Here is an 11,780-nt window from a genome sequence, read left to right as displayed (position 1 = left end):
GCCGGCTCCCACAGGTTCGGCGGGAGCCTGTGGGAGCCGGCTTGCCGGCGATAGGGCCGACGCGGTATCAGCGAGCGCTACACAACGCCAGGCAGTTATCCAGCATTCGGTTGGAGAAGCCCCACTCGTTGTCGTACCAGGCCAGCACCTTGAGCATCCGCCCGTTGGCTCGGGTGTGGTTGGCATCGAAGATCGACGACAGCGGGTTGTGGTTGAAGTCGCACGACACCAGCGGCAAGGCGTTGTAACCGAGTACCTTGGAGTGCAGGCTGGCCTCCAGGAACAGCTGGTTGACCTGCTCGGCGGTGGCCTCGCGCTTGAGGTTGACGGTGAGGTCGACCAGCGACACGTTGATCACCGGCACCCGCACCGCCATGCCGGTCAGTTTGCCGGCCAGCTCAGGCAGCACCAGGCCCACGGCCTCGGCGGCGCCGGTCTTGCTGGGGATCATCGACTGGGTGGCAGAGCGGGCCCGGTACGGGTCGCCGTGGTAGACGTCGGTCAGCACCTGGTCATTGGTATAGGCGTGGATGGTGGTCATCAAGCCTTGCTCGATGCCAAATTCGCGGTGCAGCACCTGGGCGATCGGGGCCAGGCAGTTGGTGGTGCACGAGGCGCTGGAAATGACCTGGTGCGAAGCACGCAGGATGTCATGGTTGACCCCGTACACCACCGTGGCGTCGGCGCCCTTGGCCGGCGCCGAGACAATCACCTTGCCAGCCCCCGCCGCCAGGTGCGCGGCCGCCTTGGCGCGGTCGGTGAACAGCCCGGTGCATTCGAACACCACGTCGATCGCCTCGGCCTTCCAGGGCAGTTCGGCCGGGTTGCGAATGGCGCTCACGGCGATGCGGTCACCGTTCACCGTCAGGCTCTCGTGATCGGCCTCGACCGATGCAGCGAATGTGCCGTGCACGCTGTCGAACTTGAGCAGGTGGGCGTTCATCGCGCTATCGCCCAGGTCGTTGATGGCGACGACCTGCAGGTCCTGGCGGTAGCCTTGGGTATACAGTGCGCGCAGGATGTTGCGCCCGATGCGGCCGAATCCGTTGATGGCGATGCGTAGGGTCATGGCAGTACCTCTGGCGGTCCGAGTGAAACCTGTGGCACAAAGTAGCTTCACTGAAACGGTTTTGTTGTTGGAATTACAAGATTATTCACTGAGCGATAGAAAACAAGCGTTTTTACTGGCAGTATTTTGTTTAAACATACAACGAGTGGTCGGGCGATCCCCTGCGCCGTTGCACCGGGCCCTTTACCTAGAGCCTAGGTCGCAATCGTTTGGAGGGGAAATGTCCGGTAAACCGCCCTAATCGTTAGCCTGGAGTCCAGTACATGCACCCGCGCATCCTTGAGGTCACCCAACGGCTGACCGAACGCAGCCGTGCCACCCGTGAACGCTACCTGCAGCTGATTCGCGGCGCGGCCAGCGACGGACCCATGCGGGCCAGCCTGCAATGCGCCAACTTCGCCCACGGCGTGGCCGGGTGCGGCGCCGAAGACAAGCAGAGCCTGCGGCTGATGAACGCGGCCAACGTGGCCATTGTCTCGGCCTACAACGACATGCTGTCGGCCCACCAGCCTTACCTGCACTTCCCCGAACAGATCAAGCAAGCCCTGCGCGAGGTCGGCTCGGTCGGCCAGTTCGCCGGCGGCGTGCCGGCCATGTGCGATGGCGTGACCCAGGGCGAGCCCGGCATGGAGCTGGCCATCGCCAGTCGCGAAGTGATCGCCATGTCCACGGCGGTGGCGCTGTCGCACAACATGTTCGACGCCGCGCTGATGCTCGGCATCTGCGACAAGATCGTCCCCGGGCTGATGATGGGTGCGCTGCGCTTTGGCCATCTGCCGACCATCTTCGTGCCCGGCGGGCCGATGGTGTCGGGCATTTCCAACAAGCAGAAGGCCGATGTGCGCCAGCGCTATGCCGAGGGCAAGGCCAGCCGCGAGGAGTTGCTGGAGTCGGAGATGAACTCCTACCACAGCCCCGGCACCTGCACCTTCTACGGCACCGCCAACACCAACCAGCTGGTGATGGAAGTGATGGGCCTGCACCTGCCGGGCGCTTCGTTCGTCAACCCCTACACCCCGTTGCGCGACGCCCTCACCGCCGAGGCCGCGCAGCAGGTCACGCGCCTGACCAAGGCCAGTGGCAGCTTCATGCCGCTGGGCGAGATCGTCGACGAGAAGGCACTGGTCAACTCGATCGTCGCCTTGCATGCCACCGGCGGCTCGACCAACCATACCCTGCATATCCCGGCAATTGCCCAGGCCGCCGGCATCCAGCTGACCTGGCAGGACATGGCCGACCTGTCCGAGGTGGTGCCGACCCTGTCCCACGTCTATCCCAACGGCAAAGCCGACATCAACCACTTCCAGGCCGCCGGTGGCATGGCCTTCCTGATCCGTGAGCTGCTCGATGCCGGCCTGCTGCACGAGGACGTCAATACCGTGGCCGGCCACGGCTTGCGCCGCTACACCCAGGAGCCGTTCCTCGACAACGGCAAGCTGGTCTGGCGCGAAGGGCCACAGCAGAGCCTGGACGAAAGCATCCTGCGCCCGGTGGCGCGACCGTTCTCGGCCGAAGGCGGCTTGCGGGTGATGGAAGGCAACCTTGGCCGTGGGGTGATGAAAGTCTCCGCCGTGGCCCCCGAGCACCAGGTGGTGGAGGCCCCGGCACGGATCTTCCACGACCAGCAGTCGCTGGCCGATGCGTTCAAGGCCGGCGAGCTGGAGCGTGATTTCGTCGCCGTGGTGCGCTTCCAGGGGCCGCGCTGCAACGGCATGCCAGAGCTGCACAAGCTGACGCCGTTCCTTGGCGTGCTGCAGGACCGCGGCTACAAGGTGGCGTTGGTGACCGACGGGCGCATGTCCGGCGCGTCGGGGAAAATCCCGGCGGCCATCCACGTCTGCCCGGAAGCGTTCGACGGTGGCCCGCTTGCACGGGTGCGCGATGGTGATAGGGTGCGGGTCGATGGTGTCGAAGGCACGTTGCAGGTGCTGGTGTCGGCCGAGGAGCTGGCCAGCCGCGACCTGCCGGCGCCGCCCCAGGGCAACGACCTGGGTTGCGGCCGCGAGCTGTTCGGTTTCATGCGCATGGCGTTCAGCCCGGCAGAGCAGGGTGCGAGCGCCTTCACCTCGGGCCTGGAGAACCTCAAATGAAGGACTTGCTGGTTGGCGACATCGGCGGCACCAATGCCCGTTTTGCGTTGTGGCGTGACAACCAGCTGCATGAGGTGAAGGTCTTCGCCACGGCGGACTACACCAGCCCCGAGCAGGCCATCGAGGCTTACCTGGACGACCAGGGCATCGCTCGCGGGGGCTTGTCGGCGGTCTGCCTGGCGGTGGCCGGGCCGGTCGATGGCGATGAGTTTCGCTTCACCAACAACCATTGGCGGTTGAGCCGCAGCGCCTTCTGCAAGACCTTGCAGGTCGAGCGGCTGCTGCTGATCAACGACTTCTCGGCCATGGCCTTGGGCATGACCCGCCTGCAGCACGGAGAATTTCGCGAAGTGTGCCCCGGCCAGGCCGACCCGTCGCGGCCTGCGCTGGTGATTGGCCCGGGTACAGGCCTGGGCGTTGGCAGCCTGCTGCGCCTCGGCGAGCGGCACTGGCAAGCGTTGCCGGGCGAAGGTGGGCATGTCGACCTGCCCGTGGGCAATGCCCGCGAGGCGGCGATCCATCAGCACATCCACCAGCAGATTGGCCACGTCAGCGCCGAAACGGTGCTCAGCGGTGGCGGGCTGGTGCGTTTGTACCAGGCCATTTGTGCGCTGGACGGTGACGCACCGCTTCACAAGACGCCTGCGCAGGTTACCGATGCTGCCTTGGGTGGCGAGCCACGGGCGTTGGCGGTGGTCGAACAGTTCTGCCGGTTCCTTGGCCGGGTGGCCGGGAACAATGTGCTGACCCTGGGCGCGCGGGGCGGAGTCTATATTGTCGGCGGGGTGATTCCGCGCTTTGCCGAGCTGTTCCTGCGCAGTGGCTTTGCCGCGAGCTTTGCCGACAAGGGGTGCATGAGTGGTTACTTCGACGGGGTGCCAGTGTGGCTGGTGACGGCGGAGTTTTCCGGTTTGCTGGGCGCTGGGGTGGCCTTGCAGCAGGCGCTGGATCATTGATTCGAGAAGGGGGCTGCTGCGCAGCCCAATCGCTGGCAAGCCAGCTCCCACAGGGATTGCACAACAACTTGTGGCAGCCGGCTTGCCGGCGATCGGGGCGCGCAGCGGCCCCTGCAGCAGGCAACAAAGACCTGTGACAACAACAAGAGGGCGGGACACCTTGAGCACTGCCGGAAAAACGATCCTGATGGTCGACGACGACCAGGAAATCCGCGAGCTTCTGCAAACCTACCTGAGCCGCGCGGGCCTGCAGGTGCATGCCGAAGCCGACGGCCAGGGCTTTCGCCAGGCGCTGGAAAGCACCCCCTGCGACCTGGTCATCCTCGATGTGATGCTGCCCGACGAAGACGGCTTCAGCCTGTGCCGCTGGGTGCGCCAGCACCCCCGCCAGTCGCGGGTGCCGATCATCATGCTCACGGCCAGTTCCGACGAAGCCGATCGCGTCATCGGCCTGGAGCTGGGCGCCGACGACTACCTGGGCAAACCCTTCAGCCCGCGCGAGCTGCAGGCACGGATCAAGGCCCTGCTGCGCCGCGCAGAGTTCGGCCAGGCGGCGCCGGCCAGCGCCGTGCTGGCCTTCGACGACTGGCGCCTGGACACGGTCAGCCACCGCCTGTTTCACCGCGATGGTGAAGAGGTAATCCTCTCGGGCGCCGACTTCGCCTTGCTCAAGCTGTTCCTCGATCACCCGCAGCAGATCCTCGACCGCGACACCATCGGCAATGCCACCCGCGGCCGCGAGCCGATGCCGCTGGACCGCATCGTCGACATGGCGGTCAGCCGTTTGCGCCAGCGCCTGCGCGACACCGAAAAACCACCGAGGCTGATCCGCACCGTGCGCGGCAGTGGCTACCTGTTGGCGGCTCATGTCGGCACCTGCTGAGCGGCGCTGGCGCCTGCTGCCACGCTCGCTGCTGGGGCGCATGCTGCTGCTGACCCTGCTGGTGGTACTGCTGGCCCAGGGCCTGTCCAGCGTGATCTGGGTCGCCCAGCTGCGCGCCAGCCAGTTGCAGGGCTTGCGCGCCAGCGCCAGCAGCCTGGCCCACTCCATGAGCGCCAGTGTCAGCTACTTCCGCTCCTTGCCGGTGGGCTATCGGCCCATGGTGCTCGACCAACTGCGCAGCATGGGCGGCACGCGCTTTTTCGTCTCGCTCAACGACAAGCCGCTGGACATGCCGGTATTGCCCGTCACGCCGCGCAAGCAGGCGGTCATCGACGTGTTCCAGCGCGTGTTGCACGAGCGCCTGGGCGCGCAGATGGACATCTCCGTGGAGTTCGTCGGCCCCGATGACCTGCGCATCTTCAACAGTGGCCTGAAGCTCGATGAGCTGCCCCGGTCATGGGCGCACTATTCGCTGACCCTGGAGCCGCTCAACCCGCCGGTACTGGTCACCCAGATTCGCCTGGATGAAGGCGAGTGGCTGTACATTGCCTCGTTGCTGCCCGAGCCCTATACCAGCCTCGAGGCCGAGCGCCTGCCGCGCCAGCAGATCGGTTTCATCGTGCTCACCACCGCCTTGCTGTTGCTGTTCATCGGCATGCTGGTGCACTGGCAGAGCTGGCCGCTCAAGCGCCTGGCCCGTGCTGCGCGGGAACTTTCGCTGGGCGCCGATGTGGCACCGGTGGCTGAAGGGGGCGGCAGCGAGGTGGTCGAGGTGGGGCGGGCCTTCAACAGCATGCGCGAGCGCATCAGCCGTTACCTGACCGAGCGTTCGCAATTGTTCAGCGCGATTTCCCATGACCTGCGCACGCCGATCACGCGGTTGCGGCTGCGGGTGGAACTGTTGGAGGACGAGCGCCTGCAGGCCAAGTTCAGCCAGGACCTGGACGAACTGGAGCTGCTGGTCAAAGGCGCACTGCAATGCGTGAAGGACACCGACATCCACGAGAACATCGAGCCGATCGACCTCAACCAGGTGCTGGAAATCCTCGCCGAGCCTTACCTGGGCGATGGCCGAATCACGGTCGAGGGCCGGGCCGTGGCGCCGTACCCGGGCAAGCCACTGGCGGTACGACGTTGCATCGGCAACCTGATCGACAATGCCATCAAGTATGGCGAGCGGGCGCGCCTGCGCATCATCGACAGCGCCGATGCCTTCGTGCTGCAGGTGGATGATCAGGGGCCGGGTGTTCCGCAGCAGCGCCTGGAGCAGGTGTTCGAGCCGCACTTTCGGCTGGCCGGGCAGCAGCAGGGGTACGGGCTGGGGCTGGGGATCGCGCGCAACATTGCCCACAGCCATGGTGGTGAGGTGAGTTTGCTGAACTTGCGCGAGGGTGGGTTGCGGGTGACGTTGTATCTGCCGCGAGGGGTGGATTGAAGTCACGGGCCCTATCGCCGGCAACACAAATGTCACGGCCAGGTGACCTACCCACCGGTCTTCGTGACATTCCAGCCAGGGCGGCTGGCTAGACTCTGCAAACCTCAGGCATGGATGAAGCCGTACATGAACCTCCTGGATTTCCCCACCGAACCCTGGCTCAAGGCCGAAGGCCAGCGCCTGCTGTCTTTCGCCAAGGCCTCGCGTGTGCCCCATGGCTTCGCCAGCCTCGACGCGCTCGGCCAACTGCCGCCCACGGCCACCGCCGAAACCCTCATCACCGCCCGCATGACCCACAGCTTCGCCCTGGCCCACCTGCAGGCTGAGCCCGGTTGCCTGGCCTTGGTAGAACATGGCGTCAGGGCCCTGCGCGGGCCTTTGCACGACGCCCGGAACGGTGGCTGGTTCGCCGCCCCCTTCGGCCAGGGCGACAACGGCAAGGCAGCCTACCTGCATGCCTTCGTCGCCCTGGCCGCCAGCTCCGCCGTGGCGGCGGGCGCCAATGGCGCGCAAGGTCTGCTGGTGGACGCCCTCCGGGTCATCGAAGCGCATTTCTGGGACGAAGAGGAGGGGGCATTGTGTGAATCCTATGCCAGTGACTGGCAACGGCCTGAAGCCTACCGCGGCGCCAACAGCAACATGCACGCCACCGAAGCGTTCCTCGCCCTGGCCGATGTCACCGGCGATACCCTCTGGCTGGAGCGCGCCCTGCTCATCGCCGAGCGCATCATCTACCGCCATGCCGCTGTCAACGGCTTTCGCGTCAACGAGCATTTCGATACGCACTGGCGACCCTTGGTCGACTACAACCGCGATAACCCTGCCGACCACTTTCGCCCCTATGGCGTCACGCCCGGCCACGGGTTCGAATGGTCGCGCCTGCTTCTGCATCTGGAGGCGGCGCGGCGCTTGGCCGGGCTGTCGACGCCCGAATGGCTGCTGGAATGTGCCCGTGGCCTGTTCGACAGCGCCTGCCGGTTGGCGTGGAACGTCGACGGTGAAGCAGGCCTGGTCTACACCCTGGATTGGGATGATCGGCCGCGGGTGCGCGAGCGCCTGCACTGGGTACATGCCGAAGCCTGCGCCAGTGCCGCGGCCCTGCTGCGGCGCACCGGCGAGCAAGCGTATGCGGTGTGGTACCAGTGCTTCTGGCAGTTCATCGAGCGCCATTTCATCGACCGCAGTGCCGGCAGTTGGCATCACCAGCTGGACCCTGCGAATCGGCCTGCCGCGACGATCTGGGCCGGCAAGCCGGATCTCTACCATGCCTATCAAGCCGTGCTGCTGCCAGGGTTGGCGCTGGCGCCCAGCCTGGCGACGGGCTTGGCGCGCAATGTCACCAAACGATGACATTCACGCATCGCTTCGTTACCTGGCGCAGCCGGCACTCTGTTTAGACTCCATGCAATGCAAGCGACCGACTTGCCCGCATAACAACAATAAAGGTACTCCGATGAATTCCACGCTCCGTCTCGCTGCCGCGATCTCCCTTGCCTCTGCCTTCCCGCTCAGTGCCTTGGCTGCCGATTCGAAAGGCAGCGTCGAGGTGGTGCACTGGTGGACCTCAGGCGGTGAAAAAGCCGCGGTCGATGTGCTCAAGGCCCAGGTCGAGCAAGATGGCTTCACCTGGAAAGACGGCGCGGTCGCCGGCGGTGGCGGCGCCACGGCGATGACCGTGCTCAAGAGTCGGGCCGTGGCCGGCAACCCACCTGGCGTGGCCCAGATCAAGGGCCCGGATATCCAGGACTGGGCAGCCACCGGCCTGCTCGATGCTGACGTGCTCAAGGATGTGGCCAAGCAGGAGCAGTGGGACACACTGCTCGACAAGAAAGTCGCCGACACCGTGAAGTACGACGGTGACTACGTCGCCGTGCCGGTGAACATCCACCGCATCAACTGGCTGTGGATCAACCCCGAAGTGTTCAAGAAGGCCGGCATCGACAAGGCGCCGGCCACCCTCGACGAGTTCTACGCTGCCGCCGACAAGCTCAAGGCCGCAGGTTTCATCCCTCTAGCCCATGGTGGCCAACCCTGGCAGGACAGCACCGTGTTCGAAAGCGTGGTGCTGTCGGTGATGGGCGTGGACGGCTACAAGAAGGCGCTGGTTGACCTCGACAATGCGGCGCTGACGGGACCGGAGATGGTCAAGGCGCTGACCGAGCTGAAGAAGGTCGCCACCTACATGGACCCGGACGGCAAGGGCCAGGACTGGAACCTGGAAGCGGCCAAGGTCATCAACGGCAAGGCCGGTATGCAGATCATGGGCGACTGGGCCAAGAGCGAGTGGACCCTGGCCAAGAAGGTCGCCGGCAAGGACTACCAGTGCGTGGCGTTCCCCGGTACCGACCAGGCCTTCCTCTACAACATCGACTCGCTGGTGGTGTTCAAGCAAAAGGACCCGGGCACGGCCGCCGGCCAGCAGGACATCGCGCGCAAGGTCCTCGGCCAGGACTTCCAGAAAGTCTTCAGCACCAACAAGGGGTCGATCCCGGTGCGTAACGACATGCTCGCCGACATGGGCAAATACGGCTTCGATGCCTGCGCCCAGACCTCTGCCAAAGACTTCCTGGCCGACGCCAAGACCGGCGGCCTGCAGCCGAGCATGGCGCACAACATGGCCACCACGCTGGCCGTGCAGGGGGCGTTCTTCGATGTGGTGACCAACTACATCAACGACCCCAAGGCCGACCCGGCGGATGCGGCGAAGAAACTGGCGGCGGCGGTCAAGGCGGCCAAGTAGGCACTTCAGAGGCTGCGCCGCCCTTTGTGGGAGCGGGCTTGTCCCGCGAAGCAGGCACCGCGTTGCCTGGCACCGGCTGTGCCGGTGTTCGCGGGGCAAGCCCGCTCCCACAGGGATCGCGCACGCTCCTTGGTTTTCTGAGCAAGGTGACCCATGACTACAGCAACCGCCCAATTGCGGGCCTCACCCCTGGACGCGCTTCAGCGCTGGCTACCGAAACTGGTGCTGGCGCCGAGCATGTTCATCGTCCTGGTGGGGTTCTACGGCTACATCCTGTGGACCTTCGTCCTGTCCTTCACCACCTCGACCTTCCTGCCGACCTACAAGTGGGCGGGGCTGGCGCAATACGCCCGGCTGTTCGACAACGACCGCTGGTGGGTGGCGAGCAAGAACCTGTTGCTGTTCGGCGGCCTGTTCATCGCCATCAGCCTGGCCATCGGCGTGCTGCTGGCGGTGCTGCTCGACCAGCGCATCCGCCGCGAAGGCTTCATTCGCACCATTTACCTCTACCCCATGGCACTGTCGATGATTGTCACCGGCACTGCCTGGAAGTGGCTGCTCAACCCCGGCATGGGCCTGGACAAGCTGCTGCGCGACTGGGGCTGGGAGGGCTTTCGCCTGGACTGGCTGATCGACCCCGACCGGGTGGTGTACTGCCTGGTGATCGCTGCCGTGTGGCAGGCCTCGGGCTTCATCATGGCGATGTTCCTCGCCGGCTTGCGTGGCGTTGACCCGTCGATCATCCGCGCCGCGCAGATCGACGGTGCGAGCCTGCCGCGCATCTACTGGACCGTGGTGCTGCCAAGCCTGCGCCCGGTGTTCTTCAGCGCACTGATGATCCTCTCGCACATCGCCATCAAGAGCTTCGACCTGGTGGCGGCGATGACCGCTGGCGGGCCGGGGTATTCGTCCGACCTGCCGGCGATGTTCATGTACTCGTTCACCTTCAGCCGCGGCCAGATGGGCATGGGCTCGGCCAGCGCCATCCTCATGCTCGGGGCGATCCTGGCGATCCTCGTGCCTTACCTGTACTCGGAGTTGCGGAGCAAACGCCATGCATAGCCCCGCCGCGAAAATGAGCCTGAGCCGCCTCGCCATCCACGCCGTGTTGCTGGGCGCCGTGCTGCTGTACCTGGTGCCGCTGGTGGTGATGCTGCTGACCAGCTTCAAGACCCCGGAGGACATCGGCAGCGGCAACTTGCTGAGCTGGCCGGTGGTGGTCACCGGCATCGGCTGGGTCAAGGCCTGGGAGACGGTGAGCGGGTACTTCTGGAACTCGATCATGATCACCGTGCCGGCGGTGCTGATTTCCACCGCCATCGGCGCGCTCAACGGCTATGTGCTGTCGATGTGGCGCTTCCGCGGTTCGCAGCTGTTCTTCGGCCTGCTGCTGTTCGGCTGCTTCCTGCCGTTCCAGACCGTGCTGCTGCCGGCTTCGTTCACCCTCGGCAAGCTGGGCCTGGCCAGTACCACTGGCGGCCTGGTGCTGGTGCATGTGGTCTACGGCCTGGCGTTCACCACGCTGTTCTTCCGCAACTTCTACGTCAGTGTGCCCGATGCGTTGGTCAAGGCGGCGCGCCTGGACGGCGCCGGCTTCTTCACCATCTTGCGCCGCATCATCCTGCCGATGTCGACGCCGATCATCATGGTCTGCCTGATCTGGCAGTTCACCCAGATCTGGAACGACTTCCTGTTCGGCGTGGTGTTTTCCAGCGGCGACTCGCAACCGATCACCGTGGCCCTGAACAACCTGGTCAACACCAACACCGGGGCCAAGGAATACAACGTCGACATGGCGGCGGCGATGATCGCCGGCCTGCCAACCCTGCTGGTCTACGTGGTGGCAGGCAAGTATTTCGTCCGCGGGCTCACAGCCGGCGCCGTCAAGGGGTAAGTCATGGCAACGCTTGAACTTCGCAATGTGAACAAGACCTACGGCAGTGGCCTGCCGGACACGCTCAAGGACATCCAGCTGTCGATCCGGGACGGCGAGTTCCTGATCCTGGTCGGCCCTTCGGGCTGTGGTAAATCGACCCTGATGAACTGCATCGCCGGCCTGGAGAACATCACTGGCGGCGCGATCCTCATCGACGACCAGGACGTCAGCGGCATGAGCCCCAAGGATCGCGACATCGCCATGGTGTTCCAGTCCTACGCGCTGTACCCGACCATGAGCGTGCGCGAGAACATCGAGTTCGGCCTGAAGATCCGCAAGATGCCCCAGGCGGCCATCGACGAAGAAGTGGCGCGGGTGGCCAAGCTGTTGCAGATCGAGCACCTGCTGGCGCGCAAGCCGGCGCAGCTGTCCGGGGGCCAGCAGCAGCGGGTGGCCATGGGACGGGCGCTGGCGCGGCGACCGAAGCTCTACCTGTTCGACGAACCGCTGTCGAACCTCGACGCCAAGCTACGGGTCGAGATGCGTACCGAAATGAAGCTGATGCACCAGCGCCTGAAGACCACCACGGTGTACGTCACCCACGACCAGATCGAGGCGATGACCCTGGGCGACAAGGTGGCGGTGATGAAGGACGGCATCATCCAGCAATTCGGCACCCCGCAGCAGATCTACAACGACCCGGCCAACCAGTTCGTCGCCAGCTTCATCGG

10 protein-coding genes are annotated in these 11,780 nt (G+C 65.2%); 9 read left to right on the top strand and 1 reads right to left on the bottom strand.

Annotation, left to right across the window (positions count from 1 at the left end):
- Nucleotides 1–67: 67 nt before the first annotated feature.
- Nucleotides 68–1,069 carry a type I glyceraldehyde-3-phosphate dehydrogenase gene (gap, locus tag PMI38_RS24260; protein WP_008100070.1) on the bottom strand — a complete coding sequence of 334 codons (1,002 nt, stop codon included), beginning with the start codon at nucleotides 1,067–1,069 and terminating at the stop codon, nucleotides 68–70.
- 263 nt (nucleotides 1,070–1,332) lie between these two features.
- Here gap and edd point away from each other — a divergent pair, with 263 nt between their 5' ends.
- The 9 genes from edd to PMI38_RS24215 form a co-directional block, all read left to right on the top strand.
- A complete protein-coding gene (gene edd / locus PMI38_RS24255; protein ID WP_008100068.1) occupies nucleotides 1,333–3,159 on the top strand; it encodes a phosphogluconate dehydratase in 1,827 nt (608 codons plus the stop codon).
- Entirely contained in the window at nucleotides 3,156–4,115 is a 960-nt protein-coding gene (locus PMI38_RS24250) for a glucokinase (protein WP_008100066.1), read from the top strand. Before edd ends, PMI38_RS24250 begins: the two co-directional genes overlap by 4 nt.
- 187 nt (nucleotides 4,116–4,302) lie before the next feature.
- Entirely contained in the window at nucleotides 4,303–4,998 is a 696-nt protein-coding gene (gltR, locus tag PMI38_RS24245) for a two-component system response regulator GltR (RefSeq protein WP_400639362.1), read from the top strand.
- Nucleotides 4,982–6,433 carry an ATP-binding protein gene (locus tag PMI38_RS24240; protein ID WP_008100062.1) on the top strand — a complete coding sequence of 484 codons (1,452 nt, stop codon included), beginning with the start codon at nucleotides 4,982–4,984 and terminating at the stop codon, nucleotides 6,431–6,433. The genes gltR and PMI38_RS24240 overlap by 17 nt, the downstream gene beginning before the upstream one ends.
- 126 nt (nucleotides 6,434–6,559) lie before the next feature.
- Complete coding sequence (locus tag PMI38_RS24235; RefSeq protein WP_081502582.1) at nucleotides 6,560–7,783, top strand: D-mannose isomerase; 1,224 nt, start codon at nucleotides 6,560–6,562, stop codon at nucleotides 7,781–7,783.
- A 103-nt stretch (nucleotides 7,784–7,886) separates the two neighbouring features.
- Complete coding sequence (locus PMI38_RS24230; protein WP_008100057.1) at nucleotides 7,887–9,173, top strand: ABC transporter substrate-binding protein; 1,287 nt, start codon at nucleotides 7,887–7,889, stop codon at nucleotides 9,171–9,173.
- 153 nt (nucleotides 9,174–9,326) lie between these two features.
- Nucleotides 9,327–10,235, top strand: coding sequence for a carbohydrate ABC transporter permease (locus PMI38_RS24225; RefSeq protein WP_008100055.1), 909 nt, complete (start codon nucleotides 9,327–9,329; stop codon nucleotides 10,233–10,235).
- Nucleotides 10,228–11,067: a carbohydrate ABC transporter permease gene (locus PMI38_RS24220; protein WP_008100053.1), complete on the top strand. Its 840-nt coding sequence runs from the start codon at nucleotides 10,228–10,230 to the stop codon at nucleotides 11,065–11,067. Before PMI38_RS24225 ends, PMI38_RS24220 begins: the two co-directional genes overlap by 8 nt.
- Before the next feature lie 3 nt (nucleotides 11,068–11,070).
- A partial coding sequence (locus PMI38_RS24215) for an ABC transporter ATP-binding protein (RefSeq protein WP_008100051.1) occupies nucleotides 11,071–11,780 on the top strand: 710 nt, incomplete at its 3' end.

This window comes from Pseudomonas sp. GM84 (assembly GCF_000282535.1).
Taxonomy (GTDB): domain Bacteria; phylum Pseudomonadota; class Gammaproteobacteria; order Pseudomonadales; family Pseudomonadaceae; genus Aquipseudomonas.
This window is presented reverse-complemented; position numbering and strand designations above follow the sequence as displayed.